This is a genomic window from Promicromonospora sp. CA-289599, assembly GCF_050936155.1.
In the GTDB taxonomy this organism is placed as follows: Bacteria; Actinomycetota; Actinomycetes; order Actinomycetales; family Cellulomonadaceae; genus Promicromonospora.
This window is the reverse complement of sequence record NZ_JBNJNI010000001.1, coordinates 2,818,731-2,844,925: the sequence shown is the minus strand read 5'-3', so window position 1 is coordinate 2,844,925 and position 26,195 is coordinate 2,818,731. Positions and strand designations below refer to the sequence as shown.

Genomic DNA, 26,195 nt, shown 5'->3' with positions numbered 1-26,195 from the left:
CCGCCCAGGGTAGATGGCCCGAGCGGTCACGGTGCCCGGACCAGGAGGGCGCCCGCCTGGACGTGGACGTCGATCTCGACCGCCCGCCCGAGCGGGTCACCGTCGACCTGGGCCTCCTCGCCCGCCGGCACGCGGATACGCGCCCGGCGCGCCTTGGTGTGGTCGATGCGGCCCAGCTTCTCCGGCAGGTCGTTGCGCACCCCTACGCCCTGCATGGCGATCTCGAACGTCAGCTGGGCCCAGCCGAACACCCCACCGCGGACGTCGACGGCGGCCACGTCGAGCACCCCGTCGTCGAGCACGGCATCCGGCAGCAGGGTGACGCCGCCGGGGAGCAGGCCGCAGTTGCCGACCATGATCGACCGGGCGCGGGCCTCGACCGGCGGGGTCTCGTCGAGCTGCAGGGTGGCGCGCATCCGCCGGGCCTGCAGGTGCGAGAGCCCGGCCACGAAGTAGGCGACCCAGCCCACCCGCTTCTTCAGGTCCGCGTCCGCGGTGGCGACCATCGCCGCGTCGAACCCCAGGCCGGCGATCACCAGGAAGATGTGCTCGCGCTCCGTGTCGGGCTCGTGGTCGGGCTGGTTGGGGTGTTCCCCGTTGCGCGGCGCCTCCGCGAACTCGGTCACCCGCAGCCAGCCGACGTCGATGGCGCGCGTGCGGCCGTGCACGATCACGTCGAGGGCGTGGTCCACGTTCGTCAGCGGCAGCTCGAGGTTCCGGGCCAGGAGGTTGCCGGTGCCCACCGGCAGCACGCCCATCGGCTTGTCCGAGGCGACCATGGTCTCGGCGACGGCCCGGACCGTCCCGTCACCGCCCGCGGCGACGACTATGTCGGCGCCGTCGTCGAGCGCCTGCCGGGCCTGGCCCTTGCCCGGATCCTCCACCGTCGTCTCGTACCAGAGCGGTTCCGGGAGACCGTGGGCCCTGCAGTGGGCGCGGACCTCGAGTGCCAGACCGCTCGCGCCCTGCTTGGACGGGTTGACGATCACCGCGAGCTGCGGTGCGGCCTGCACGCTCTGCGGGGTCGCCCGGTGCGGGTCGCGGCGCCGCATCCGTGCCTGCTGCGTCCACACCCCGATGGCGACGGCAAGTGCCAGCACGGCGACGCTGATCGCGGCAATCCCTAACCAGACCTGCCACCCCATGGGATCAGGGTACGGGGCACGCGCGGTGACGCCCGCGCATCAGCTGCGGACGTTCGAGCCCGCATGCCGCACCGCGTCCACCGCGCCGCGCATCTTGCGCGCGTTCACGGCCAGCAGGACGTCGCGGTACTGCGCGGCCCGGTGGATCTGTCCCTTGAGGTCGTTCGTCGAGGCACGGTGCTTGAGATCACAGGGCACCTCGACGGCGACGTACCCCTTGCGCAGCAGGTCGATGGTCATGCCCGTCTCGACACCCCAGCCACGCGCCAGCGGGGTGGCCGCCTCGAAGGCCTCACGGGTGAGGCAGCGCATGCCGGACAGCGGCTGTGACGGGCTCCAGCCCGTCATCGCCTCGATCGCCCGGCGGGCCGCGCCGACGACGATGCCGCGCCCGCCCGCGCCGGCCTGCTTGGGCAGCAGGGCGATCGCGAGATCGGCCACACCCTCGCGGACCGGACGGACCAGCGGTGCCGTGTTCACGGCGGTGTCGCCGAGGTCGCCGTCGATGAACATGAGCAGGCGCGGCGGACGACCGTCCGCGTCGCGCATCGCGACGACTGCCGCACCCGTCTCCATCGCGGCGGCCTTGCCGCGATTGTGCGAGTGACGCACGACGACGGCACCGGCGGCACGCGCGACGTGCTGCGTGTCGTCCTCGGAGCCGTCGTCGACCACGAGCACGAGGTCGACATGAGGGATCGCGCGCGCAGAGCGCACGGTCGCGGCAATGCGCTCGGCCTCGTCCTTGGCGGGGATGACCGCCGCCACCCGCTGGACGTTCTTGCCTGCCTGAGCATTGCCGGGACGCGTGGTCTTCGCGACCGGGAGAGCGTTCACACCTGTCCTGCCTGAAGCGTCGATTTGCCTTGGTGGGTGACCGGATAGTCCTTTGCTTGGTGAGTGCAAAGGTTTACCCCTGGAATCCTACTCCCTTGGTCCGCTAGTTGCCGAAACCTGGACCGCTCGTGGCGATCCTCGGTGACTGCCGACGCGTTCCGGGCCGCTCGCGAACGACCAGCCAGGGGGTCCGGACTAACGCAGGGTGACCTGCCGGGAGACGATACCTGCTCTGGCGCGTCGCTCGTTCGCATCAAGCGGCTCCTTGATGGAAAGTGCTTTCGCGAGCTTCTCGCCGAGCTCCGTCGCGGGGCCCTCGAGATCAGCCGCCTCGGTGCCCTTCGGCAGCTCCCAGACGGGTACGACCAGGCCGGACGCACGAAACGCTCCCACGAACTTCCCACCCGCTAGCCCTGACTCGCGCTTTGCGTGCAGACGAGAGAGCGCGTCGATCAGGTCGTCCTCCGGTTCGGGACGTGCCCAGCGCAGGAACTCGCGCGTCATGCTGCACCAGTAGGCCGACTCGACGGAGGACACCTTGACCGTGGGGATCGCGCCGTCGGCGGCGTCCTCCAGGCTCTCCTTGAGCTCCGGCGTGATCTCGGCGCTCGGGTCGAGCCAGAAGTCGAACGTCTCGTGCACGGTGACCTCGAACGGGACGCTCAGGTCGAGCACGTCCTGCAGGCGCGGGCCCTCGCCCGGCAGCTCACCCGACTCGACCGCCGTGCCCGGCTCCAGCTCCAGCGCCTCGAGGAGGGCCGCCGCGAGGTCGCGGCTCACGTCGCCGGTGCTGAGGATTCCCTGCACGGCGAGCAGGATCGTGCCGTCGGCACGGTGCAGAGCGGTCCACGCCCCCGGGAGCAGCGTCACGACCGTGACGTCGCGCGAGCCGTACTCGGCGGTGGTGCGAGCCGTCGCGGTCGCTGACGGGACGATCTCACGCATCGCCACCCAGTCGGTCTCCCCGGGGAGACCTTCGAAGGGCCGGAGCACGAAGTCGGAGGAGGGGTTCTTGGCCATGCGGCGAGTGTATCCGCGCGCATGCTCCCAGTTCTGTCGGGCCGGTGATGTTTTCGGAAACTGGTCGGGCGCGGCTGATGATGGAGCGGTGGAACCCTGGCTCGCCGCACACCTGCCCGTGCTCGACCTCGCGCTCGACGCCGTCCGAGCCGTCCAGCGCGCGTCCGCCCGGGCCGACCGCCGGACGAGCGGGCCCGTCCCGTCCGGTGCTGCCCGCCCCGACCCTGTCCACCTCGATCCTGTCCACCTCGATCCAGCAAGAGTCGCCGCGGCCTTCGCCTCCGACCAGGTCTTCGCGCTCGACGGACGCCCCATGGAGGCGTTCGCTCCGCTCTCCGGCTTCTTCCGCACCTCGGACGGCTGGGTCCGCACCCACGCGAACTATCCCCACCACCGGGCACGCCTGACCACCCTCGTCGGCCTGCCCGACGACGTCGGGCGCCCCGCCTTGGCCCAGCGGCTCACCCAGCTCGCGGGGCAGGAGCTGGAGGACCGCGCGGCCGACCCTGCGACGGGCCCGGAACGGGGCGGTGGCGCGATAGTGGCGCGCGTACGGACCGAGCAGGAGTGGCGGACGTCGGCGCCGGGACGCGCGGCGTCGTCGGGCCCCCTGGTACGGACCGCGCAGCGGGCCGAGCCCACGGGTGCCCGACGACGCCGCGTGGCGGAGCCCCTGCCGAGCGGAGGGGCCGCACCCCTCGCCGGCGTCCGGGTGCTCGACCTCACACGCGTGATCGCAGGCCCCGTCGCCACGCGGACGCTCGCCCTGCTCGGCGCCGACGTGCTGCGCGTCGACCCACCGGTCCCCGCGGAGATCGAGTGGCAGCACCTCGACTCGGGGCAGGGCAAGCGCAGCACCGTCCTCGACCTCCGGGACGGCGGCGACCGCCGTACCGCCCAGGAGCTGCTGGAAGCGGCCGACGTGCTGGTCACCGGCTATCGGCCGGGTGCGATCGAGGGGCTCGGGCTCGAGGTACCGCGCGGTGTCGTGACGGGCAGGGTCTCCGCATGGGGCGGCACCGGACCCTGGGCCGGCCGGCGGGGGTTCGACTCGATAGTGCAGGCCGCGAGCGGTATAGCCCTGCTGGAGGGCCAGGACGGGGCGCCGGGGGCGTTACCCGCCCAGGCTCTCGACCACACCTCCGGCTACCTGCTCGCGGCGGGGATCGTCGACGCGCTCACCGGTGCCGACGACGGGCCGGACCTCGACGTCTCGGTATCCCTCGCGCGCACCGCGGCCTGGCTGCTGGACCTGCCGGGCCGGGACCCGCTGCACCCGGCCGCCGCGCCGGTCCGCCGTCCTGAGCCTGTCGAAGGGTCGGCGCGCGCGACGGTGACCCACGCCGGGGTCACCACGGCGCGCCCGGCCCTCCCGGGGCACGACGACTACGCGCACCCCGCACACCGGTGGGGCACCGACGCCCCGATCTGGCGTCCCACCCCGGCGAGGTAGAGCCGTGGCGGGGCGAGAGAGGGTCAGACGCGGACGTGGCTGCGACGCGCGACCAGGAGCGAGCCCGCGCCACCGATCACCAGGGCGCCGGCCGCCGCCGTCAGCGCGGCCGCCTCGGCGCCGGTGGTGGAGAGCCGGGCCGGGGCATCCAGCGTGACGCCGGCGAGGGCCGACGCCTCCTGCTCGCTCTCGGACGGGACGTAGGCGGTGAGCTGGGCCCCTGCGGTATCGGCCGCTGTCGGCCTGCCCTGCCACTGCTGTCCGGGGGCCTGGACGGCCGCCGGCTCCAGGCTCTCGGACACCTCGGGCGCGACGTCCTGCACGGGGGCGGCGACCTCGGCCACCACCGGCTCCGCCTTCTTGACGGGCGCGGCCTCCGCTTCGGGCGCGGCCTCCGCTTCGGGGGCGGCGGGCCGCGGGGCGACGTCCTCCGGCTTCGGCGCGGGCGCCGCGGCCTCGTTCAGGTGCTCCCGGATGGCCTCGCGCACCTGCTCGCGGTCCTGCTCGCCCCAGCCGCCCTGCCAGTCGTCCCGGCCCTGCGAGCCGGTCTGGCTCATGGTCTCGGCACCGCGGTCGCAGTCGCCCCGCTGGGAGCCGTACTGCGGCACGTCGTAGTTCGGCTCCGAGTAGGCGGACGGCGCGTACGAGCGCGGGGCTCCGGCGTCCCGCCCGTGGCCGCGGTCGTGGCCGTGGCCGCGGTCGTAACCCCCGTCGTAGCCACGGTCGTTGTCGGCGGAGTGCCCGTGGTGACCGTCGCGGCCACCGCCGTCGTGCGCCATCGCCGGGCTGGCGACGGCGGTCGCAGCGGTGGCGAGCGCGATCGTCGCCACGACGCGGGAGGCCGCGGTCTTGGCGACGGACGAAGGCTTGACGGCGGCGTGCTTCATGAGAGCTGCTCCAGCTGGTCGACTACAACTGCCCGGGACCGGGGACGCCACGACGTTACCGGATCGGGAATAGAAGGAAAAAGGGGTGCATCGGAAAAAGCGGTAGCGGTGGTAACGATCCGGTAACAACAGACAGATAGATGGAACCTTGACAAAGTTCCGGAAAACGTAAACAGGGTGGAGCGCCAATGGCGCTCCACCCTGCTACGTCAAGGTCGAAGAGGCTGGGGTCCTCTTGTTCTCAGCTCAGGAGTTGCCCCCCAGCAGTCCACCGGTGAGGCCGCTCACGGCACCGCCGGTCAGGCCGTCCACGGCACCCGTGACGCCACCGACGGTGTCCGTCACGGCGCCGCCGGCGACACCCTCGACGGTCTCGTCCACGGTGTCCACGACGGGCTTGGCGACGCTGCCCACGGTGTCCACGACCGGCTTGGCGACGCCGTCCACGACGACGTCCTTGACGACCGGCTTGGCGACGCCGTCGACGACCGTGTCCTTGACGACGGGCTCCACCACGCTGCCGACCACGTCGTCCTTGACGACGTCCTCGACCACACCGCCGACGACGACGTCCCCGACGACCGGCTTCGCGACGTCGTTCACGACGCCCGGAACCACGTCACCCGTCACGGCGCCGACGGCACCCGGGACGACGGAGCCCGCCACGTTGCCGACGGCCGCGGTGGCGCCCGGGACGACGCTGCCCTGCACGGAACCGACCGTGCCCGGGACGACCTCGGTGGTGACCGGCCGGACGATGCCGTCGACCGCGACGTCGCCCACGACGTTCTCGACCACACCGGCGGCCGGGGTGGTGACCTTGGCGACGACACCCGGAACGCCGGCGACCACGCCCGGAACCTGCGACACGACGCTGTTCACCACGCCGCCCACGCCACCGAGCACGCCCGGCAGGTTGGCGGTGAGGCCGGCGATCGGAGCGGTCACGCCGCCCAGGACGTTCGGCAGGTTGCGGATCACGTCGGCAACGGTGGACGGCACGCCGTCGACCGCGCCGGTCGTGGTGTCGACGGCCCCGCCGGCGACACCGGTGGCGGCGTTGACCACGCTGCCGGCCGCACCGGTGGCGGTACCCCCGACGCCGTTCACGACGTCACCCTGCAGCGCGCCACCCGCGACCCCACCGACGACGCCGGTAGCGGTGCCGACGACGTTGCCGCCGAGCACGTTCGAGAGGGCCGACCGGGCGGAGCCGGTCACACCGGAGACGGCGGAGCCGTCGGTCACGCCACCCACGACACCCGAGACGGCCTGGGGTGCGGCGCCCTTGAGGGCACCCGACACGAACTGGGCCGGCTCGTAGTTCGGCGCGAGGGCGGTGGTGGGAGCGATGGAGGCGGGCAGCTCCTTGACCACGGCGTCGGCCACGGGCGCGGCCTTCGTGAGCTCGCTCAGGTCGATCGACGTCGACGAGAGGGCAGGGAGGTTCGACTTGAGGCCCTCGGCGGTGGTCCCGAGGTCACCGAGCGAGTCGAGCGGCGAGGCCTCTGCGGCCATTGCCGGGGCGGCCATGCTCGTGGCCGCCGTTGCGATGGCGACGGTCGCGATGGTCCGCGCACCCGCCGATACGGTCTTCTTCTTGTGTGCTGCGTGCTTCAAGAGTTGCTCCAGCATCTCGTTGCGCATGAGCGCGTTCGGTCCTTGAGCCACCGAACCTAGCCCTCACCCCCGGGTGAATAAAATCACCCTTGTTACGGTTTGGTAACGATGGCCGAATTGGACCCTAGAAACCGGTCCGTCCCGCTTGTTCCGCGAGTTATCGCGTGCGGCGTTATCGGCGGCGGGAGGAACCGGCGTCTCGGTGGGCGGACGCTTCCATCGTCAGCGCCTCCGCACCCTGGACGAGGGCGGCCTCCGCGGCACGCGCCTCGGCGGTGGCCTGCGCCCGGACGTCGACGATCTTGTCGTGCAGCTCTGCGTGCACGCGCTTGCGGACCTCGCGGGCGATGACGTCGACGTCGACGTCGTCCGGGCCGGGCACCCCGCGTGCGGCCAGCTCGGCGGTGAGCCGGGCGACGGACTCCTCGATCTCGGCGACCACCCGGACCTCCGCCTCGTCCAGGAGGGCGATCACCGCGGCGTCGGCTTCCCGGCCCAGGCGGGTCTCCTCGAAGCGCCGCGCGGCGCTGTCCACTATCCGCCGCGCCTGCGCGACGACGTCGTGCGCCACGGCGGGGGCGTGCGCCTTCAGGGTGGCGAGGTCGAAGAGCAGGACGCCCTCGACGTCGGCCACGCCCGGGTCGACGTCGCGGTGCAGCGCGAGGTCCAGGATGACCAGCGGCCTCGGCTCAGGCTCGTCGCCGGCGCGGTCAGCGGCACGCTCCCGCGCGCGGACCAGCGCGGCGGCGTCCAGGACGTGACCGAGGCTCGCCTCCGGTCCGTTCTCGGTCACCAGGCCGGGGAGCACCGTCGAGCCGCCGAGGTCCCCGGCCACCGTGGCGCTGAGCCGCTCGTCCTGGGACTCCGCCTGCGCGGCGGCCGCGCGGCCGCGAGCGCCGCTGCAGCTGACCACGAGGTCGGCGTCGGCCAGTGCCTCGATGAGCGAGTCCACCGGCTGCACGCCGTGCGACTCGGCGAAGGCCTCGGCGCGGCCGGACTGCGAGTAGACGCGGATGTCGTCGCAGCCGCGCGCCCGGAGGGCCGCGACGGACGCGCCGGCGTACGAGCCGGTGCCGATGAGCACGGCGCGCGTGCCGTCCCACGGCGGCAGCTCGCGCTCGGCGAGATCCAGCGCGAGGGCGACGACGGACCGGCCTGCCGCACCGAGCTCGGTGTCGGTGCCCACCCGCTTGGAGGTGCGCGACGCCGTCTGGAAGAGCAGCTCGAGGGTCTTGGACGTGGTCTCCTGCTCGCGGGCCTCCGCCAGCGAGCGCTTGACCTGGCCGGCGATCTCGCGCTCGCCCACGACCATCGCGTCCAGGCCCGCCGCCACGGCGAACAGGTGCTCGGTGACCTCCGGCCCGGTGCGGACCGTGAAGCTGCGGGCGGCGACGTCGCCCGTCACACCCGAGGAGCGCGCCACCAGCTCAGCCACGTGGCGCGTCGCGTGCCGCACGCTGTCGCCGCTGAGCGGGGCGTCGACGTCGAGGTAGAGCTCGAAGCGGTTGCACGTGGAGATCACGACGGCGCCCGCGACGGGGCCGCACGAACCCACGACGACACGACCCACTGACGACGAACCCGTGGACAGGCGTTCCAGCGCGTCGAGGTCGAGCTCGCGGTGGCTGGCGGTGAGGGAGAGGAGAACCACAGTGCTCCAACTTTATGCACCCCGGCGCGGCAGGGCAGAATCGGTAAGCGTGAAGTCCACCACGATTGCCCCTGCTCATCCGCTCGCTGACGGGCGGACCTCTGCCGCACCCCTGGTGCAGGCCCTCCGGGGTGATCGTCCTGGCCGTACGCCCGTCTGGTTCATGCGCCAGGCCGGCCGGTCCCTCCCCGAGTACCGCGAGGTGCGCAAGGGCACGGGCATGCTCGAGTCGTGCCTGCGGCCGGAGCTCGCGTCGGAGATCACGCTGCAGCCCGTCCGCCGGCACGGGGTGGACGCCGCCGTCTTCTTCTCGGACATCGTGGTGCCGCTCAAGCTCGCCGGGGTCGGCGTGGACATCAAGGCGGGGGTGGGCCCCGTCATGGACCAGCCCTACCGCACGGCGGACGACGTCGCCCGCCTCACCTCACGCACGCTCGACGAGGCGGCCCTCGACCCGATCCGGGAGGCGGTCGCGCTGACCGTCGCCGAGCTGGGCAGCACGCCGCTCCTCGGGTTCGGCGGGGCGCCGTTCACGCTCGCCGCGTACCTCGTGGAGGGCCGGCCGTCGCGCGACCACCTGGCCGCGCGCACCCTGATGCACGCCGACCCCGCGACCTGGGACGCGCTCGTCACCTGGACCGCCGACCTCACCGGGGCGTTCCTCCGGGCGCAGGTCGAGGCGGGCGCGAGCGCCGTGCAGCTCTTCGACTCCTGGGCGGGTTCGCTCTCGCTCGCGGACTACACGTCGCGCGTCGCGCCGTCGTCGACGCGTGCGCTCGCCTACGTGGCGGACGCCGGCGTGCCCGCCATCCACTTCGGCACCGGCACCGGCCACCTGCTGCCCGCCATGCGCGACGTGCTGGTCGCCGCGGGCCTGGTGGACCACGCGGTGGGCGTCGACTACCGGACGCCGCTCGACGAGGCCGCCGCCCTGCTGCCCGGCGTGCCCCTGCAGGGCAACATCGATCCCGCTCTGCTGGCCGCGCCCTGGGACGTGCTGGAGGCGCACGTGCGCGACGTGGTCGCCCGCGGGACGGCGGCGCCCGGGCACGTGGTCAACCTCGGTCACGGCGTGCCGCCCGAGACGGACCCGACGGTACTGACCCGCGTGGTCGAGCTGGTTCATTCGCTATGACCAGGGCTGACCATGCAGTTGCTGCCAAGATCGGGACCGGCCTGGCAGCAACTGCATGGTCGTGCCTCGGTCGGTCCAGATGACCGGGATCACCGGGGCTGCCGACGTCGTCGTCGTCGGGGCCGGGATCGGCGGGCTCGTCGCCGCCCACACGCTCGCGGTGCGCGGGCTGCGCGTCGTCGTGCTGGAGGCCGCCGACCAGGCCGGCGGGCCGATCCGGGGCGGGGCCCTCGCCGCGCTGCCGGGCGTGCCGCTGGATCTCGGCGCGGAGTCGTTCGCGGTGCGGGGCGGCGTGGTCGAGGACCTGGCGGAGGAGCTGGGCCTCACCGTCGAGGCCCCGGCCAGGCTCACCGCCTGGGGTTATGCCGCCGGACGGGCGTTCCCGCTGCCCGCCGCCGGGGTGCTCGGGATCCCCGCGCGGCCGTGGGCGGCGGACGTGCGGCGCGCGATCGGCTGGCCCGGCGTGCTGCGCGGGTCGCTGGACCGGGTGCTGCCGGCCCGGTTCGTCGACACCACTGATCTCGGGACGCTCACCCGGTCGCGGCTCGGGTCCCGGGTGGCGGACCGGCTGGTCACGCCGGTCGCGGCCGGGGTGCACTCGGCGCCGCTCGACCGGCTCGACGTCGCCGCCGTCGCGCCCGGGCTGCTGGACGCGTACGCGCGGACCGGGTCCCTCTCGCGGGCCGTGGCGTCGCTGCGAGCCGCGGCGCCCCCGGGATCGGCGGTGCGCGGGATCGACGGCGGTGTCCACGCGCTGGTGGACGCCCTGGTCGAGCGCCTGGACGTGCGGCCGGGGGCGCGAGTGGTGGGCGTCGAGCGCGCGGACGTCGACTGGCTGGTCCGCACCGGGAACGGCCAGGTGCTGCGCGCGCCGCGGCTGGTGCTCGCGACCCGTCCCGAGTTCGGTCCCTTGCCCGCGGCCGGCGGGCTCGCCCTGCCGCCCGCTCCCGAGCGCGGCGCCGACATCCGCCTGGTCACGCTCCTCCTGGAGGCGCCGGAGCTGGACGCCGCCCCGCGCGGCTCCGGGATGCTCGTGGCCCCCGGCACCGCACCGGGCGCCGTGCGCGCCAAGGCCCTGACCCACGCGACGGCGAAGTGGCCGTGGCTGGCCCGGCGGGTGCGCGACGCCGTCGGGCCCGGGTGGCACGTGGTGCGGCTGAGCTACGGCCGCATGGGCGAGCCGACGCCGGCGCCCACCGCCGAGGAGGCCGCCCGCGACGCGTCGGCGCTGCTCGGCGTCGACCTGACCGGTCGGGTACGGGACAGCCTGCACCAGCGCTGGGACGGATCGCTGCCCCCGCCGACGCCCGCCTACCGCGCCGCGATCAAGGAGTTCGAGCAGGCGGTGCTGGCCGAGCCCGGCATCGACGCCACGGGCGGCTGGATCGCGGGCACGGGTCTGGCGGCGATCGTCGGGCACGCGCGGCGCACGGCGGAGCGGTTCGGCGAGCCCGGAACGGCCCGGAACGGCGCGTTCTGACAGAACGTTCTGACAGTCCGCCAGCAAGGCTGTGAGATACGCCGCCGCGTTTCCTCCAGGCGGGGGTTCGGGTGGAGACTGGGATAGTGACCCCGACCCCCCTCGCCGTCAGCACACCAGGAAGCGTCCCGGGAGACGCCGCGCCGATCCGTCTCGGTACGCGTGCGAGCGCCCTCGCCACCACCCAGAGCGGTCTGGTGGCCAAGCGCCTGGAGGAGCTGACCGGCCGGCCGGTCGAGCTGGTGCACATCCGGACCGAGGGCGACGTGAAGACGGGCAGCCTGGCCAGCCTGGGCGGCACCGGGGTCTTCGTGACGGCCCTGCGCGAGGCGCTGCTCGACGGCCGCTGCGACGTCGCCGTCCACTCCCTCAAGGACCTGCCGACCACCCCCGCGCCTGACCTCACCTACGTGACGCCCGAGCGTGCCGACCCGCGCGACGCCCTGTGCGCGCGCGACGGTCTCACGCTCGCGACGCTCCCCCGCGGGGGTCGCGTGGGCACCGGCTCACCCCGGCGCGCCGCGCAGATCCGCGCCACCCGGCCGGACCTGGAGGTTGTCGACATCCGCGGGAACGTCGGCACCCGGCTCAACCGCGCGCTCGGCCCCGAAGCCGACCTCGACGCAGTGGTCCTCGCCTACGCGGGCCTGGCCCGGCTGGGCCGCACCGAGGTGATCAGCGAGGTGCTCGACGTCGACGTCGTGGCCCCGGCACCCGGCCAGGGCGCGCTCGCCGTCGAGGTCCGCACGGCCGACCTCGTGTCCCCCGCCGACGCCGTGGGACAGGGCCTCGCCGATGCGATCCACCTGCTCGACCACCGCCCGACCCGCCTGGCCGTGCTCGCCGAGCGTTCGGTGCTGGCGCGGCTGGAGGCCGGCTGCGCCGCGCCCGTCGGGGCCCACGCGACAGCGGCCGGCACCGTGCTCCGGCTGCGGTCCGTGGTCGCCGCCGTGGACGGCACGGAGCAGATGTCCCGCAGCGGGGAGACGCAGCTCTCCCCGGACGTCGCCCCCGAGGACCTGGACGACGCCGCCCGCGCGCTGGGCGCCTCCGTGGCCGAGCATCTGCTGGCCGACGGCGCGGAGCGGCTCGCACCGCTGAGCGCGACCGTCCCGGAGAAGGCGTGACCGAGGCGGTCTTCCCCACCGAGCCGGCTGATTCCGCCGGACAGCCCACGGTGCTGGTGGCGCGCTCGCCGGGACGGGCCGCCGGGCTGCTCGCGCTGCTGCGCGAGCGAGGGCTCGACGCCGTGGCGGCGCCCGTGATCGAGAGGGCACCGGTCGAGGACCTGGCGGAGCTCGGCGCCGCCCGCGAGCGCCTCGCGCGGGGCGCGTACGACTGGGTGGCGGTCACGAGCGTGAACGCGGTGGACGCACTGCTGGGGCCTGCGACGGACGACACCGAGGGGGGCCGCACGCCGGACCCGGCCGACCTGGCCGCCGTCGGCCCTGTCCGGTGGGCCGCCGTCGGGCCGGCCACGCGGCAGGCGTTGGCCACCCGCGGGCTGTCCGTCGACCTGGTGCCCGACGTCGCGACCGGTGCCGGGCTCGCCGACGTGTTCCCCGCCGCGACCGCCGCGAACACGTTCCGCGCCGGCGGCCAGGAGCCTCGCGTGCTGCTCCCGCTCGGCGACCTCGCCTCCGACACCCTGCGCGCGGGCGTCGTGGCCAAGGGCTGGGCCGTCGACGTCGTGACGGCCTACCGGACGGTCACGCGCGAGCTCCCCCCGGAGCTGCGCCGGCCGTACGACGTGGTGGTGGTCGCCTCGGGTTCGGCGGCCCGCCAGGTCGCGGCTCAGCTGGGTCCGCAGCGGGTGGTCGCGATCGGTGAGCCGTCGGCCGGCACCGCACGAGCCGTCGGGCACACGGTGCTCGCGACCGCGGCCGAACCCACGGACGAGGCCCTGGCCGACGCCGTGACCGAGGCACTCGTCAGAACCTGATGGACCTGTCAGACGCTCAGGTCACGCTGGTGACCTGAGCGTCTGACAACTCGACCGAGCCGAACAGAGAGAAGGACACCTTGAGCTCCACCGGGATCGTGTACCGACCGCGTCGCCTGCGTGCCACACCCGGCATGCGCCGCCTGGTCGCGGAGACCCGGCTGCACCCGGCCGACCTGGTGCTGCCCCTCTTCGTCAAGGAGGGGCTGACCGAGCCCGCGCCGCTGACGAGCATGCCCGGGCAGGTGCAGCACACCGAGGAGTCCCTGGTGGACGCGGTGCGGGCCGCACGGGACGCGGGGCTGGGCGGCGTCATGCTGTTCGGCATCCCGACGGTCAAGGACGCGACCGGCTCCCAGGCCGACGCGGAGGACGGGATCCTGCAGCGGGCGCTGCGGGCGTCGCGCAAGGTGCTGGACGAGGTCCCCGCGGGCGCGCCCACCCCGGTCCTCATGGCGGACACCTGCCTGGACGAGTTCACCGACCACGGCCACTGCGGCGTCCTCACGTCCACAGGGGCTGTGGACAACGACACGACGCTGGCCCGCTACGCCTCCATGGCGGTGGCGCAGGCGAGGGCGGGCGCGGACGTCATCTCGCCGTCGGGCATGATGGACGGCCAGGTCGCGACGATCCGCGACGCCCTGGACGACGCCGACCTCCTCGACACCAGCATCCTGGCCTACAGCGCCAAGTACGCGAGCGCCTACTACGGCCCGTTCCGCGAGGCCGTGGACTCGGAGCTCAAGGGCGACCGCAAGACGTACCAGATGGACTTCGCGAACAGCCGCGAGGGTCTGCGTGAGGCCGACCTGGATCTCGCCGAGGGCGCCGACATCGTCTTGGTGAAGCCCGCCGGGTCGTACCTGGACGTGCTGCGCGCGGTCGCCGACCGGAGCGACGTGCCGGTGGCGGCGTACCAGGTGTCGGGCGAGTACGCGATGATCGAGGCGGCCGGCGCGAACGGCTGGATCGACCGGGACCGGGCAGTCCTGGAGTCGGTGACGAGCATCAAGCGAGCGGGCGCTGACGTGATCCTCACGTACTGGGCCCTGGAGCTGGCGGGCTGGCTCCGCTGACCTCCGCTGGGTGCTGGGTGCTGGGTATTTGTGGCCCAGCACCCACCCTGGCCACAAATACCCAGCACTCAACGAGAAGGACAGGCATGAGCGAAGCGGTCGAGAGCCAGAGTCTGCGGCGGGCGCCCGAGGCGAACCACGCTGCCTTTCTGCGTGCGCAGGGCGCGATCCCGGGCGGCGTGAACTCGCCGGTCCGCGCCTACGGCAGCGTGGGCGGCGACCCGCGGTTCCTCGCGTCGGCGAGCGGCCCGTACGTCACGGACGTCGCGGGGCGCGAGTACGTGGACCTGGTCTGCTCCTGGGGTCCGGCGCTGCTGGGGCACGCGCACCCCGAGGTCGTCGCCGCGGTGCAGGACGCCGCCGCGCGTGGCCTGTCGTTCGGCGCCCCGACGGTCGCCGAGGTGGACCTCGCGGAGGAGGTCCGACGCCGGGTGCCCGCCGCCGAGCGCGTCCGCCTCGTCTCCACGGGCACGGAGGCGACGATGACGGCGATCCGCCTCGCGCGCGGGTTCACGGGCCGACCGCTCGTGGTCAAGTTCGCCGGCTGCTACCACGGGCACATGGACGCGCTGCTGGCGGAGGCCGGGTCGGGCGTCGCGACGCTCGCACTGCCGGGTTCGGCGGGCGTGACCGAGGCGACCGCCGCCGAGACGCTGGTGCTGCCCTACAACGACCTCGCGGCCGTCGAGGCCGCGTTCGCGCAGCGCGGCTCGGAGATCGCCGCCGTCATCACCGAGGCGTCGCCCGCGAACATGGGCGTGGTGCCGCCCGCCGAGGGGTTCAACGAGGGCCTGCGGCGGATCACCGCGACGCACGGCGCGCTGTTCATCATGGACGAGGTGCTCACCGGGTTCCGCGTGGGCCCGTCCGGCTGGTGGGGGCTCGAGAACGAGGCCATCCGCGCCGCCGGTGGCGAGGGCTACACGCCCGACCTGTTCACGTTCGGCAAGGTGGTCGGCGGCGGCATGCCGGTGGCCGCGCTCGGTGGGCCGGCGTCGATCATGGACCACCTGGCGCCCCTCGGACCCGTCTACCAGGCGGGGACGCTGTCGGGTAACCCGGTGGCGGTCGCCTCCGGTCTGGCGACCCTGCGGCTGGCCGACGACACCGTGTACGCCCGCGTGAACGAGGTGTCGCGGGTGCTGTCCGACGCCGTCGGCGATGCGCTGTCCGCCGCGGGCGTGGAGCACCGCGTGCAGCGAGCGGGCTCCCTGTTCTCGGTGTTCTTCGGCCCGCTCGCCGCGGCGTCGGGCGTGCGCGACTACGCGCAGGCCCAGGCTGCCGAGACGTACCGGTACACACCGCTCTTCCACTCGATGCTGGAGTCCGGGGTCAACCTGCCGCCGTCGGTCTTCGAGGCCTGGTTCGTCTCCGCTGCGCACGACGACGCCGCGGTGTCACGCATCCTCGACGCCCTCCCGGCGGCAGCCCGCGCGGCGGCGGCGTCCGCCTGACCCGTCCCGGGATCCGCGTGGCGGCCGACGGTCCGTGGGGAGGTCTACCCACTGACCGCTATGCCATGTTCTGTCACAATCTGCGAGCCCTGCGCACCGTGCGCGGGGCTCGAGATGAGGGAACGAAACATGGTCTTCTTCGGCTGGGGCAGCAAGAGCAAGACTGCGCCGCTCGACGCGGGGCGAGCCCTGGTGCTGCGCTACTCGTACTTCCACCTGTTCTGGCTGCTGCGGGTCTCGTGGGGCCTCAGGTACAGCCTGGCGACAGCCACCGAGGCCGGGTGGGCGACGCGGCCGCTCTCGGACGAGGAGGCCATGCAGCTCGACGCGCCCAACAAGCTCACGCTGAACCTCTGGTGGCGGTGGGGCCTGGTGCTCTGGGCAGCGGTGGCCGTCGTCGCCATCGTCATCGGCAACCTGACGCGCTGACCGTCACGCCACGGCGGGGACCTTCTCCGGCCACGTGAACCACGGCGCCGGGACGTCCTCGTCGAGACGGCGCAGCGCATTCTCGGCGAGGACCCCGGTGGCGAGCAGCCCTCGCGCCACCATCTGCCCCACCACGCCCGCGCCCGCGGCGTTGAAGTGCGTCTTGTCCTCGAAGCCGTCCGCGGTGCGCAGGAAATCGAGCCGACTGGACTGAGGCCCGAGCTGCTGCCACCGCGCGATGGTCTGCGCGGTGATGTCGATCAGGGGAACGCCCTCGGCCGCGGCGAGCGCGCGCATCGCGTCCGGGTAGCGCCCGTGGGTCGCGACGGCGTTGCCGTCGTCGTCGAACCGCCACCGTTCCGTCGGGGTGAGCAGCACCGGCACGGCACCCCGCTGCCGCGCGCCGTCGACGTAGAGGCGCAGGAAGGACTGGTAGGTGGTCCACGGGTCGGTGCGCACCAGCGGGTCCGACTTCTCGTCGTTGTGCCCGAACTGGACGAGCAGCACGTCGCCGGCGCGGAGGTCGGCCAGGATCTCGGCGAGGCGCCCCTCCTCGACGAAGGTCCGGGAGCTGCGCCCGTTCATCGCGTGGTTGAGCACCTCCGTCCGGGCCGCGACGTACCAGGGCAGCGCCATGCCCCAGCCGGTCTCGGGGGCGGCGGGAGCGTACTTCTGTGCGGCGGTCGAGTCGCCGGCGATGTGGATCCGGAGCGGGTGCTGCTCCCTTGCCGTCCGGGCGACGGCGCGGATCGCCGGCTCACGAGCGGGAGCGGCCGCGGGTGCCGCGCTCGCCGTGGTGAGAACGAGCGGTCCGGCGACAAGTGCGGCGAGCATGAAGCGACGGGTCATCGGGGCGGCCATGCCTGTGGGGTGCCTCTCGTGCAAGAACCTGGGGTGTCCAGGACGAAAGATAGCCGATCTCCCTGCTGGTCAGCGCCGTTTATAGGCCGTAGCCAGGGCCGCAGCCTCGGGCCAGGCGAACCACTCCACCGGGACGTTCTCGTCAGAGCGCCTCGACCATGAGTCGGTCGAAGCCGGCACCGGGCCTCTTCAGCGCCGCCAGAAGTTGTTCCGTCTCGGGCTGCAGATCGCATTCGAGGCGCTCGGTGATGCTGAGCAGGCTCTCGATCGCCTCGGTCTCGGCCCCGGCGTCCCGGCTCTCGTGCGCGGCCAGGATCCGGACGCGCCAGAGGCTCTCCTGCGCGGGCTCGACCCGCAGCCCGACGGCGACGGCCTCCTCGGCCGAACGCCAGCGACCTTCCAGCAGTCGCCGCTTCGCGAGCGCGTACGACGCGTCGACGATCTCTGCGACGAGGCGCTGCCGGACCGGCTCGGCCCACGCGTAGCGGCGGCCGTGCGCGCCCTCGAACGGAACACCCCGCACCAGCGGGAGGGCTGCCTCAAGATGCTCCGTCGAGGCCTCCAGCGGATCTCCTGCCAGCAGGCGGTCCCACGTACCGATGTCGGTGGTGACCGACGGGAGGAACCCGTACCCACCGTCGGCCTGGTGCCGGGGCAGGTAGTCCTGCCCGTCAGGATCCTGCCCGACCCAGCGCCGCAGTCGCGACGTCGCGGCGTTGCGCACGGCGAGATTGTCGGTGCCCGTCCGCTCGGGCCAGACCGCGTCGTCGATCTCCGTCCGTGTTACCCCTGGGTGCAGCGCCAGGAAGGCGGCGAACTCCAGCAGGCGCGCACGGTGGCCGTCCTCCACGCTTCCGGTCGCGTTCCGGAGAGCCACCGTGCCGAGTGCGAGGATCCCGGGCGTGCCACCCGACGGCTCCGCCCGCGGATCCGCGACGATCGGCACCTCCAGCGTGTCGGGCGCGGGCTCGCCGTCGTAGGGGTCGGCAGGCTCGGCCAGCGAAGTCGGCTCCACCAGCGAAGCGGGCACGATCGGGACCTCTGCGGTGTCGGTCCGCGGCTCCAGCACGGGCCTGATCGCCTCGACCTCCGCGACGCTCGGCTCGGACTGCCCCGCCCCCTCGAGCTCGCCGAGGTCCGCCAAGGTGACGAGCCGCAGCAGGTGCCCGTACTGCTCGGACGGCAGCCGCTGCGGGCGCAGCTCCAGGCCTGTCGGCGACAGGACCGCAAGCTCCTGCCCGGGCAGCATCTGGAGGGCCCACTCGCCCACGCTGGTGCCGCCGGTGATCGTCGCGAGCGCTACGTGCGGCAGGACGTCCATCAGCTCGGTCAGGCGCGCGCGCTCCGTGTCGGAGACCTGGTCGGCGAGCAGCACGATCTCCGGCACCCAGGCGTCGGGCACCGCACCGGTCACCCGGGCCGAGTACAGGTCGGGCACGCTCTGCGCCGCGAGCGCCGCGCGGTCGGCGTGCGCGCGCCGGGTCAGGTCCTCGATGATCCGGCCGACGCTCGGCAGGTAGCGGATGCGACCGGTGCGCATCGTGTCCTCGAGGTCGGGGAACGCGCCCACGAGGGTCACCTGGAGATCGTCGGCCCACACGGAGGTGGCGAGCTCGACGGCGACGGCCGCGAGGATCTCGAGGGTGGCGGAGTCGTCGCCGGTGATCCCGAGTGCCCCGAGGTGCTCGAGGTTGAGGAGGACGTGGCCCTGGTCGTCGTCGGACCCGATGGTGACGAGCGTCGGGTAGGGGGCAGGGACGACGGCGGGGTCCACCGGGGCGAGCCGTCGCAGGTCGCTGACGTCGAGCGTCCAGACCGTGGAGTCAGCAGCGGCGCGCCAGGGCTGGGGCAGGAGCGTCGGCTCCTCGAGGTACAGCTCGAAGGCCTGGGCGGTGAGCCGGGCCGCACGGACCACGGGGAGCGGGCGACCGGACTCGACGCACAGGCTCGCCAGGGAACGCAGTGCCAGGTCGACGGTCTCGACCGACATCTGGTCGGCGGCGGCCCGGATCGTCTGCTCGAACACCGCGGTGCTGCCGGCGGGAAGCGGGATGCGCTGCCCGGGGCGGCGCAGCCGCTGCTGGTCCCTGCGGCGGCGCGCGAGGACCGCGAGCATGCCTGCGGCCAGGATCGTCCCGACGCCGGTAGCGGTCGCGACCTGCCAGGGCACTTCGTCGGACAGGCCGTCGTCCGCCACCTCGTCGTGGACGGTGTCTGCCTGCCGCTCGGCGGCGGCCTCGCCCTGCCGTGCAGAGGCGGGGGCAGGAGCAACCTTCGGCCGCTGGGTCTCTGCCCCGGTACGCGGCGCCTCGGCCGACGACGACGCGGGTGCCTCCGCTTGCGTCGACGCCGCGTGCTCCGCCGTCGCCTCCACCGGGGTCACCGGCTTCGGCTCTGGTGCTCTGCGCTCCGGAGTCGTGTGCGGGGCGGACGCCGGCGCGGCTTCCGTGGCGCCCGGTACCTGAACGGTCCATCCCGGATGGATCAGGTCCGGGTCGGTCAGGTGGGCGCCGCCGGGCTGGTCGACGTCCTGCGTGGCCTCGAAGAGCTCGGGGTACCGGGTGGCGTCGCCGAGCTCCTCCGCGGCGATGCCCGACAGGGTGTCGCCCCGCTCGACCACCACGGACCTGTCGGCGCCGTCCCGCTCGTCATCGTGACCGGCGTCCGCGTCAGGCGCAGCGTCAGGCGCCGCCGGGATCGTCAGGACCCAGCCGGTCGTCAGGAAGGCCGGGTTGTCGGCGAGCTGCTCCTGGTTCAGCTCGACGATGTCCCGGAACCGGTGCCCGTCACCCAGGTAGGCCTCGGCCAGGCCCCACAGCGTGTCGCCGCGCACCACGGTGTGCTGGACGGTCGCAGGTGCGGTCTGCTCGGCGGCCGCCTCGCGTGTCGGCGCCGCCGTCCGCTCCGCGGGAGCCTCCACCACCGCGGGTGCGGACACCGAGACCGTGCGCGCCTCCATGACCGGTGCCGCACCGGCCGGCAGGACCGCCGCGTTGGCCATCGGCACCGCGGTGAACAGGAGCAGCATCGCGCTGACCAGGCCGCGGGCGGCGCTCTGCGGCAGCTGCAGCCCGGGGAGCCGGGGCGCGCGGACGCCACGCAGCTGCGCGACGAGCTCGACCAGGATCGAGCACGCGAGGAAGGCCCACGCCAGCCAGCCGACCACCTGCAGCACGACCATGAACATCGTGCCGTCGTCCCGCGAGGTCAGCATGTCGACCACTGACTCGAACGACGGCACATCTGCCTTGAACGGGTCGGCGCCGACCGCGAGCAGCACGAACGGGAGGCCGACGGTCACCCCCACGATCACCAGCAGTGCCAGCAGGCCCTTCAGACGACGCATCACTGCTCGATCCCTCCGACGGCCCGCACGATGCGAGCCTCTGCCTCGCCCGAGACCGGCATGGAGCTCAGGCCGATGAACGACAAGAACTTGGTCTGGTACACGTCTTCGGCCCGCACCACGACGCGGACGCCCCCAGGCACGGTGACCGTCCCGGTCATGCCCGTCGAGACGAGATAGGTGCGGGCGGCGACGGCGGCCTGGTGCGCGTCCGCCTGCGCGCCCTCACCGCGAAGAGCGGCTCCTCCCTGGAGCTGCTGCCCGCCCACGCGAGCGGCCTGCGAGGCGACGTCGCGGGCGCGCTGCTGCGCGTGGACCTGCCCGGTCAGGTCGACGGCGATGCCGACGCCGAGGATCATCACGAACGTCGACGTGACCAGCCAGGACGACACCGAACCCCGCTCGTGGGTGCCGCTTTCGGTCGTGGGTGAGCGTCTCAGGCACCACATGTCAGTGCTCCCGGTAGGTGTCGATCGGGCTGGACATCGTCTTGGTGATCGTGATCGCACCGGGCACCCCGGGCAGTGCGACGTCGGACAGGTCGACCGCACAGGACACGGTGGCGAACACCTCCGCCGGCGTGCCCGGAGGAGCGGCGAACCCCCTGGTGTCGACGGTGACGCTGCTGCGGGTGCACCGGACGTCCTGGTTCGCCAGGCTCGCCTGCGCGCCGACCGCGGCCGACGCATCGGCCTCGCTCTGGGTGCGCGCGATCGACGCCGACCGAGCGGCCTCCGCCGCTACCGACTCGATGGCCTGGTTCGCGATAGCCACCCGGCCACCGGCGATGACCAGGGACCCGAGCAGCACGAACGCGGTCACGCCGATCACTGCCTCGATCGAGGCAGACCCGCGCTCGCCGTCCCGCCGGCGGCCGTGCGTCCTGGGCCGCAGAGCCCACCACGGCGCGCGCCGCATCATCCGGTGATCCTCTCCACGGGAAGCGTGGCCGACTGCTCGACGGTCGGCTCCCAGCCCGGGATCAGCGACACGGTGTGGGTGGTGACGGTGACCGTGGCCTGCGTCGCGGTGCGCAGCCCGGTCACCGTGGTGCCCTTCAGCCCGACGGTCGTCGTGCTCACGTACTCGTGCGCGGCACTCACGCCGGCGCCGGTCGTCCCGTGCTCCGCCGCCGCCGCGCGCGCACCCTCCTGCGCAGCCGCCAGTGCCACCGCCCTGCCCTGGTACAGCATGGCGCCCTGCACGAACATGAACATCAGCGTGAAGAGGGCAGGCAGCAGGAACACCTGCTCGATGCTGGCCGAGCCGCGTTCGCCGGCCCTCAGGGAACGACGTACCCGGGATCGTGCGTGCCGGGGACGGTAGGTCACCCGATCTTGGCCGCTTCTGACGTGACGAAGGCCCTGATCGCGGCGACCACGATCGCGACGATGGCGATGACCGCCACGGCCCACAGGACGTTCTCGATGGTGACGTTGCCCCGCTCCGGAGCCTCGGCCTGCCGGGCGCGAGCGCGGTCGGCAGCCCTCAGCCCGAAGACGTGCAGTGTTGCGACGATGTGGAGCATGGGGCTCCCCTTTCTGGAGGTCTGGCGTAGTGGAACGGTCAGGCAGGTACGAGCCGGCGGCACATCAGACGCCGGCCATCACGCGCAGCAGCGCTGGTGTGATGAGGATGATCATGAACACCACGCCCAGCAGGGACATGGGCATGTTGATGCGCTCGCTGGCGGCGTTCGCGGTGGCGCGCTCGGTGTTCAGCATGGCCGAGCGCAAGGCGGTCGAACGGGCCCGGAGGTTGTCGTAGACCTGGGACCCCTCACCGCTCATGCGCATGACGTCGGCCAGGTCGTTGAGCTCGGGCAGTCCGAGCTCCTCGGACAAGTTCTGCAGCGAGTCCCAGGGCGCCAGGCCGCTCCAGCGGGAGCGCTGCAGCTCCTCACCGATACGGCGGAACACCCAGTTGTCGCCGACCTCGGCGGCGCTCTCCATGGCCTGCCGGGACCCGGCACCGCTGAGCCGCTCGAGAGCGACCAGGTCGGTGTAGACACCGAGGGCCCTGGAGAAGTCCCCGCGGGCCTTCTTGGCGTCGGACCGGATGTTCATGTCCGGCGCCAGGAACAGGAAGGCCGCCAGGATGAGCGAGCCACCCGCAGGCACCACCACGGGAACCGGCAGCTCGATCAGCGTGAAGTAGTACGACAGGATCGGCGGGATCACCAGGCCGACCAGCGCGTACATCACCTTGGTGCCGTAGTGCCGGTGGACCGGCACCCGCAGCAGCGCCAGCTCCTTGGTGGGGGACCTGCCCCAGACGGACGCCGGAAGCCGGCGGATCGCCCAGATCCCTAGCTTCTCGACGGTTCCCGGCGCAACGATCTCCTGCCGCACCGCCGAACGTTCCTTTGCCGCCTCGGGCGAGTAGCGCCGCACGACGTCGACCACGTCCGGGTCGGCGGGCATCAGGCGCCAGACCAGCAGAGCGACGCCGAGACCGAACACGGCCCCGCCCAGCAGCGCGATCTGCAGACCGGTGGTCATCATCACCTGGCCCCTTCCCGCGCGTCCGCGCCCATGAAGCGCGGCAGAGGTGTGCCCTTCGACATGTTCCGCATCATCACCAGCAGCCCGACGTAGGCGCCAAGGAACAGCGTGATCAGGAGCTGCCCGATCGGCGTGCTGTAGGGCTGGATGTAGTCGCCGGTGAGGGCGAGGACGCCCAGCACGCACGCGGTGATGATCGTGACCCAGCGTGCGGTCGACCGGGGCCCGGCACGCTCGGCCTCGATCTCCCGGCGGGCCCGGACGTCGTCGGCCACGGACTGTGCGGTGGACTCCAGGACCGAGGCGAGGCCCGCGCCGCGGCGGCGCGCGCCGAGGATCAGGCTCGCGGAGACCACGTCGCCGGTCGCGTCGTCGAGGTCGTCGGCGAACGCGCGCAGCGCGGCCTCCGTGCCCCAGCGGGCGCGCAGGCGCGCGACGAGCGTGGTCACCTCGGGCCGGATCGCGTCGGGAACCGAGCGCAGCGTCATGCGCAGCGCTTCCTCCAGCCCGACGCCGACCGTGAGCACTCCCGCGAGGCTGCGGACCCACTCCTCCAGCGCCTCGAGCTTCCTGATCGTGGACGCCGAGTCGTTGGAGCTCAGGAGGACGGGCAGGCCGATACCGGCCAGCGGCCCGATCACCAGGGCGACCAGCCAACCGGTGATCATGTAGACGACCACGCCCGCGGCCAGGCCCACCAGGGCCAGCAGCCGGGTGCGCCGGTCCATCCGCATCAGGCGGGCCACGGCGCGGCTCCGGCGCCGTCCGGGCGGGGCCGTGGCATCGACCGGGGTCCTGCGCAGCCCGATGATCAGGCCGAGCAGGCCGGCCACCACGAGAGCGCCGCCCAGGGCGGGGAAGATCACGGTCATCGCACGCTCTCCTCGCGGCCGTTCTCGGCCAGGTAGGAGGTCAGGTCGAACCCGAAGCGCTCGAGGTCGCGCAGCTCGTCCGGCATGGTGCCGGGCACTGCCGGTCCGCCGTGCCTGCTGGGCTCGAACACGTGCGTCGTGGCATAGCCCTTGAAGGCCTCGCCGGGGGCCACGTGCACGATCTCCGAGACCCACCGGGACCGGCGCCACTGGGTCCCGGCGGCGTCGACCGGCTTGGTGTCCAGGTTGATCTGCACGATCAGGTCGACCGTCTCGGCGAGCTTCGACGTCGCCAGCTCGCGGGTCACGTGCGAGCCCGCCTCCATGGCACAGGTGACGAGCTTGCGGATCGCGGCCTCACCGTCGGCGGCGTGCGTGGTGGAGATCGAGCCCGCGCCCGATTCCATGGCCTTGATCATGGCCCAGACCTCTTTGCCGCGGACCTCACCGACGATCTGGCGGGACAGGTTGAACCGGAACGAGTCGTACAGGGCCTCCTCCAGGCCGAACTCGCCGGCCTGGCGGCCGTCCGGCCCGATCTCCCCGGAACCCGGCCGGGCCTCCCACGCGTGGACGATGTCGTGCACGTCGGTGAGCTCGTGCAGGTGCAGCTCGAACTCCGTCTCGAAGGTGCCGATCGCCTCGTACCGCGGGATCTCCCCGCACAGCGCCCGGACCAGGGTGGTCTTGCCCGCGCCCTGCGGGCCGGCCACGACTATCGACTTCTTGGCCCGGACCGCGGCGCTCAGGAACGAGGCCTGGCTCACACTCAGCATGTCGCGCCCGACCAGGTCGTCGAGCGTGACCTTGCGCAGCCGGTGCCGCCGGATCACGACGGACGGGCGGGCGGTGACCCACGCGGCAGCCGCGAGCCGGGAGCCGCCATCGAGCCGCATGTGCAGACGTGGGCTGGACGTGGAGAAGCTCCGCGCACTGCCCTCCGAACGCGTGGCGATGAACGCGAGCTCGTCGAGCAGCTCCTTGTCGGAGTCCGCGATGGGGTCCTTGCGGACCAGCTCGCCGTCGGTCTTCTCGACCCACACGTTGTCGGCGCCGCTGATGATGATGTTCTCGACCGAGTCGTCGTCGACCAGCGCCTGCAACCTGCCCAGGCCGAACACGGCGTCGAAGACGGCCTTGGCCAGGGCGTCCTGCTCGTCGGTACGCCACACCTGCTCGCCGTCGTGCAGGCGGTCGGCGACGACGTCCTCGAGCAGGGTCTGGATGATCTCCTTGCCCAGCTCCCGCTCGGCCTCCAGGTCCTTGCCCTTGTCCTCGCCGAGTCGTTCGACAAGACGCTCGGACGTCTGCGCGCGGAACAGCGCCACCTGGTGCCAGTCGATCTTGACCGTCGGGGTGATCGGGGTGGTCGAGGTGGCACGGGCGCGCAGCCTCGTGGGAACAGAGGTGGGCGTCACCTTGCCCAGCCACGGGCTCATCGCGCCGGACGGGGGCTGCGCGAGCACGGGGGGAGCCGGGTTCGGGCTCTGCACGGGCGCCGGGGCGGCAGGCGCTCCGGTCTGGGCTCCCGGCCGCGCCGCGATCCGGCCGGCCAGCGAACGGGCGGCGGGCCGCCGCGGCCGGATCTGCCCGGCGGGCGACTCCCGGACCGGCTCCTGCGGGTCCTGCCACTCGTCCGGCCCGCCGAAGATCGGCAGGGCAGTGGGATCCGTGGGCTGACCCGTCACCGCAGGATCCCCTCGGTGGCGACGCCCAGCTGGGCCCTCGACCGGGTGACGCCGGCCCGCACGCTCTGCACTGCCGCCCGCAGCGACTTGGTGAGGCTCGACGCCTCGAACTTGCGTGGCGGCTTGGCGCCGTACGTGTACACCTCCGCCGACGACGGGTCCCAGGCCACGCTCGCGATCACAGGGCGCTCCAGGACCTTTGCGATCTCGCGGTTGTCGTACGGCTTGCCCGGACCGACCGCGAGAACACCAAGACTGTCCAGGGCGCCGGCACGCGTGAACGACTCCCGCAGCGTCGCCGCCCACGAGCTGGCGGCGACCAGGGCGGGCAGGTTGGAGCGCGTCACCAGCAGCGCCAGGTCGGCCTGCGTGGTGAGCTTCATCGCGAAGCCCTCGAGACCCAGGCGGCCCGCGTCGACGATCACGTCCTGCCCGGTGCGCTCCAGCGACTTGAACACCCCGCCGAGCGGCTCCCACATGCTGTCGAGCGCGCGCGCCTGGTAGTGGTTCTGCGGCCCGCTCAGCAGCTGCACCCCGGTGCCCGGGACCGGGATCAGCATCCGCGGCAGGTCCTCGGCCAGGGTGCCCTGCCGGTGCGAGACCGCGAGGTCGATGATCGTGTGGTCGTTCGGCAGCTGCGCACCGCCGAAGTACCCGGCGGGGATCGCGCGCGCGCCCGTCGGGTCCGCGTCGACCAGGATGACGGGGCGGGGCCACGTCATGGCCAGGCCGAGCGCCGTCGACGTCACGCCGGGTGAGCCGCTGGCAGAGGTCAGGACGATCAGCGCCATG

At 73.2% G+C, this 26,195-nt stretch carries 24 protein-coding genes; 8 read left to right on the top strand and 16 right to left on the bottom strand.

Annotation, left to right across the window (positions count from 1 at the left end; translation table 11 throughout):
• Positions 1–26 precede the first annotated feature (26 nt).
• The 3 genes from ACQEVI_RS12650 to ACQEVI_RS12640 form a co-directional block, all read right to left on the bottom strand.
• Positions 27–1,145, bottom strand: a complete 1,119-nt coding sequence (locus ACQEVI_RS12650) for a diacylglycerol/lipid kinase family protein (RefSeq protein ID WP_432899042.1) — start codon at positions 1,143–1,145, stop codon at positions 27–29.
• 39 nt (positions 1,146–1,184) lie between these two features.
• Positions 1,185–1,982, bottom strand: a complete 798-nt coding sequence (locus ACQEVI_RS12645; protein WP_377136406.1) for a glycosyltransferase family 2 protein — start codon at positions 1,980–1,982, stop codon at positions 1,185–1,187.
• 195 nt (positions 1,983–2,177) lie between these two features.
• Positions 2,178–3,002 (bottom strand): DUF5926 family protein, encoded by an 825-nt coding sequence (locus ACQEVI_RS12640; protein ID WP_432899039.1) that lies wholly within the window; start codon positions 3,000–3,002, stop codon positions 2,178–2,180.
• Between the two features lie 88 nt (positions 3,003–3,090).
• On the opposite strand from ACQEVI_RS12640, the gene ACQEVI_RS12635 reads away from it, so the two are divergent.
• Entirely contained in the window at positions 3,091–4,455 is a 1,365-nt protein-coding gene (locus tag ACQEVI_RS12635; RefSeq protein WP_432899036.1) for a CoA transferase, read from the top strand.
• A gap of 23 nt (positions 4,456–4,478) precedes the next feature.
• On the opposite strand, the gene ACQEVI_RS12630 is transcribed toward ACQEVI_RS12635, so the two are convergent.
• The 3 genes from ACQEVI_RS12630 to ACQEVI_RS12620 form a co-directional block, all read right to left on the bottom strand.
• Positions 4,479–5,342, bottom strand: a complete 864-nt coding sequence (locus ACQEVI_RS12630) for a hypothetical protein (RefSeq protein WP_432899033.1) — start codon at positions 5,340–5,342, stop codon at positions 4,479–4,481.
• Positions 5,343–5,588: 246 nt separating this feature from the next.
• Entirely contained in the window at positions 5,589–6,962 is a 1,374-nt protein-coding gene (locus ACQEVI_RS12625) for a hypothetical protein (RefSeq protein ID WP_432899030.1), read from the bottom strand.
• Between the two features lie 172 nt (positions 6,963–7,134).
• Positions 7,135–8,613, bottom strand: coding sequence for a glutamyl-tRNA reductase (locus ACQEVI_RS12620; RefSeq protein WP_432899029.1), 1,479 nt, complete (start codon positions 8,611–8,613; stop codon positions 7,135–7,137).
• Positions 8,614–8,662: 49 nt separating this feature from the next.
• On the opposite strand from ACQEVI_RS12620, the gene hemE reads away from it, so the two are divergent.
• From hemE to ACQEVI_RS12585, 7 genes are all read left to right on the top strand, one after another.
• On the top strand, positions 8,663–9,748 hold the full coding sequence (hemE, locus tag ACQEVI_RS12615; protein ID WP_432899027.1) for a uroporphyrinogen decarboxylase: 1,086 nt from the start codon (positions 8,663–8,665) through the stop codon (positions 9,746–9,748).
• Between the two features lie 79 nt (positions 9,749–9,827).
• On the top strand, positions 9,828–11,228 hold the full coding sequence (locus ACQEVI_RS12610; protein WP_432899024.1) for a protoporphyrinogen/coproporphyrinogen oxidase: 1,401 nt from the start codon (positions 9,828–9,830) through the stop codon (positions 11,226–11,228).
• Between the two features lie 86 nt (positions 11,229–11,314).
• Entirely contained in the window at positions 11,315–12,355 is a 1,041-nt protein-coding gene (hemC, locus tag ACQEVI_RS12605; protein ID WP_432899021.1) for a hydroxymethylbilane synthase, read from the top strand.
• The gene (locus ACQEVI_RS12600; protein WP_432899018.1) at positions 12,352–13,170 is read left to right on the top strand and encodes a uroporphyrinogen-III synthase; all 819 of its coding nucleotides are present in this window, start codon (positions 12,352–12,354) and stop codon (positions 13,168–13,170) included. The genes hemC and ACQEVI_RS12600 overlap by 4 nt, the downstream gene beginning before the upstream one ends.
• Before the next feature lie 134 nt (positions 13,171–13,304).
• Positions 13,305–14,249 carry a porphobilinogen synthase gene (gene hemB, locus ACQEVI_RS12595; protein WP_432905916.1) on the top strand — a complete coding sequence of 315 codons (945 nt, stop codon included), beginning with the start codon at positions 13,305–13,307 and terminating at the stop codon, positions 14,247–14,249.
• 86 nt (positions 14,250–14,335) lie between these two features.
• Positions 14,336–15,703 (top strand): glutamate-1-semialdehyde 2,1-aminomutase, encoded by a 1,368-nt coding sequence (hemL, locus tag ACQEVI_RS12590; protein ID WP_432899015.1) that lies wholly within the window; start codon positions 14,336–14,338, stop codon positions 15,701–15,703.
• A gap of 114 nt (positions 15,704–15,817) precedes the next feature.
• A complete protein-coding gene (locus ACQEVI_RS12585) occupies positions 15,818–16,132 on the top strand; it encodes a hypothetical protein (RefSeq protein ID WP_432899012.1) in 315 nt (104 codons plus the stop codon).
• Positions 16,133–16,135: 3 nt separating this feature from the next.
• Here ACQEVI_RS12585 and ACQEVI_RS12580 read toward each other — a convergent pair whose 3' ends face one another.
• The 10 genes from ACQEVI_RS12580 to ACQEVI_RS12535 all read right to left on the bottom strand — a co-directional run bounded on the left by ACQEVI_RS12580 (position 16,136) and on the right by ACQEVI_RS12535 (position 26,194).
• On the bottom strand, positions 16,136–16,993 hold the full coding sequence (locus ACQEVI_RS12580; protein WP_432899009.1) for a rhamnogalacturonan acetylesterase: 858 nt from the start codon (positions 16,991–16,993) through the stop codon (positions 16,136–16,138).
• Positions 16,994–17,135: 142 nt separating this feature from the next.
• Positions 17,136–20,339: a LysM peptidoglycan-binding domain-containing protein gene (locus tag ACQEVI_RS12575; RefSeq protein WP_432905913.1), complete on the bottom strand. Its 3,204-nt coding sequence runs from the start codon at positions 20,337–20,339 to the stop codon at positions 17,136–17,138.
• Positions 20,339–20,788, bottom strand: coding sequence for a pilus assembly protein TadG-related protein (locus ACQEVI_RS12570; RefSeq protein WP_432899006.1), 450 nt, complete (start codon positions 20,786–20,788; stop codon positions 20,339–20,341). Before ACQEVI_RS12570 ends, ACQEVI_RS12575 begins: the two co-directional genes overlap by 1 nt.
• Position 20,789: 1 nt before the next feature.
• Positions 20,790–21,260, bottom strand: coding sequence for a TadE/TadG family type IV pilus assembly protein (locus ACQEVI_RS12565; protein ID WP_432899003.1), 471 nt, complete (start codon positions 21,258–21,260; stop codon positions 20,790–20,792).
• On the bottom strand, positions 21,257–21,670 hold the full coding sequence (locus tag ACQEVI_RS12560; protein WP_432899000.1) for a TadE/TadG family type IV pilus assembly protein: 414 nt from the start codon (positions 21,668–21,670) through the stop codon (positions 21,257–21,259). The genes ACQEVI_RS12565 and ACQEVI_RS12560 overlap by 4 nt, the downstream gene beginning before the upstream one ends.
• Positions 21,667–21,867 carry a hypothetical protein gene (locus ACQEVI_RS12555; RefSeq protein WP_432898997.1) on the bottom strand — a complete coding sequence of 67 codons (201 nt, stop codon included), beginning with the start codon at positions 21,865–21,867 and terminating at the stop codon, positions 21,667–21,669. The genes ACQEVI_RS12560 and ACQEVI_RS12555 overlap by 4 nt, the downstream gene beginning before the upstream one ends.
• A 64-nt stretch (positions 21,868–21,931) precedes the next feature.
• The gene (locus tag ACQEVI_RS12550) at positions 21,932–22,843 is read right to left on the bottom strand and encodes a hypothetical protein (RefSeq protein WP_432898994.1); all 912 of its coding nucleotides are present in this window, start codon (positions 22,841–22,843) and stop codon (positions 21,932–21,934) included.
• Positions 22,843–23,715 carry a type II secretion system F family protein gene (locus tag ACQEVI_RS12545; protein WP_432898991.1) on the bottom strand — a complete coding sequence of 291 codons (873 nt, stop codon included), beginning with the start codon at positions 23,713–23,715 and terminating at the stop codon, positions 22,843–22,845. The genes ACQEVI_RS12550 and ACQEVI_RS12545 overlap by 1 nt, the downstream gene beginning before the upstream one ends.
• Positions 23,712–25,403 (bottom strand): ATPase, T2SS/T4P/T4SS family, encoded by a 1,692-nt coding sequence (locus ACQEVI_RS12540; RefSeq protein ID WP_432898988.1) that lies wholly within the window; start codon positions 25,401–25,403, stop codon positions 23,712–23,714. Before ACQEVI_RS12540 ends, ACQEVI_RS12545 begins: the two co-directional genes overlap by 4 nt.
• Positions 25,400–26,194: a hypothetical protein gene (locus ACQEVI_RS12535; protein ID WP_432898986.1), complete on the bottom strand. Its 795-nt coding sequence runs from the start codon at positions 26,192–26,194 to the stop codon at positions 25,400–25,402. Before ACQEVI_RS12535 ends, ACQEVI_RS12540 begins: the two co-directional genes overlap by 4 nt.
• Position 26,195 lies beyond the last annotated feature (1 nt).

What these genes read in the sequence shown, in the direction of transcription:
- ACQEVI_RS12650 (WP_432899042.1), bottom strand. Translation starts at nt 1,145, where the DNA reads ATGGGGTGGCAGGTCTGGTTAGGGATTGCCGCGATCAGCGTCGCCGTG.
- ACQEVI_RS12640 (WP_432899039.1), bottom strand. Translation starts at nt 3,002, where the DNA reads ATGGCCAAGAACCCCTCCTCCGACTTCGTGCTCCGGCCCTTCGAAGGT.
- ACQEVI_RS12630 (WP_432899033.1), bottom strand. Translation starts at nt 5,342, where the DNA reads ATGAAGCACGCCGCCGTCAAGCCTTCGTCCGTCGCCAAGACCGCGGCC.
- ACQEVI_RS12610 (WP_432899024.1), top strand. Translation starts at nt 9,828, where the DNA reads ATGACCGGGATCACCGGGGCTGCCGACGTCGTCGTCGTCGGGGCCGGG.
- hemB (WP_432905916.1), top strand. Translation starts at nt 13,305, where the DNA reads ATGCGCCGCCTGGTCGCGGAGACCCGGCTGCACCCGGCCGACCTGGTG.
- hemL (WP_432899015.1), top strand. Translation starts at nt 14,336, where the DNA reads ATGAGCGAAGCGGTCGAGAGCCAGAGTCTGCGGCGGGCGCCCGAGGCG.
- ACQEVI_RS12585 (WP_432899012.1), top strand. Translation starts at nt 15,818, where the DNA reads ATGAGGGAACGAAACATGGTCTTCTTCGGCTGGGGCAGCAAGAGCAAG.
- ACQEVI_RS12580 (WP_432899009.1), bottom strand. Translation starts at nt 16,993, where the DNA reads ATGGCCGCCCCGATGACCCGTCGCTTCATGCTCGCCGCACTTGTCGCC.
- ACQEVI_RS12575 (WP_432905913.1), bottom strand. Translation starts at nt 20,339, where the DNA reads ATGCGTCGTCTGAAGGGCCTGCTGGCACTGCTGGTGATCGTGGGGGTG.
- ACQEVI_RS12570 (WP_432899006.1), bottom strand. Translation starts at nt 20,788, where the DNA reads ATGTGGTGCCTGAGACGCTCACCCACGACCGAAAGCGGCACCCACGAG.
- ACQEVI_RS12565 (WP_432899003.1), bottom strand. Translation starts at nt 21,260, where the DNA reads ATGATGCGGCGCGCGCCGTGGTGGGCTCTGCGGCCCAGGACGCACGGC.
- ACQEVI_RS12555 (WP_432898997.1), bottom strand. Translation starts at nt 21,867, where the DNA reads ATGCTCCACATCGTCGCAACACTGCACGTCTTCGGGCTGAGGGCTGCC.
- ACQEVI_RS12550 (WP_432898994.1), bottom strand. Translation starts at nt 22,843, where the DNA reads ATGATGACCACCGGTCTGCAGATCGCGCTGCTGGGCGGGGCCGTGTTC.
- ACQEVI_RS12545 (WP_432898991.1), bottom strand. Translation starts at nt 23,715, where the DNA reads ATGACCGTGATCTTCCCCGCCCTGGGCGGCGCTCTCGTGGTGGCCGGC.
- ACQEVI_RS12535 (WP_432898986.1), bottom strand. Translation starts at nt 26,194, where the DNA reads ATGGCGCTGATCGTCCTGACCTCTGCCAGCGGCTCACCCGGCGTGACG.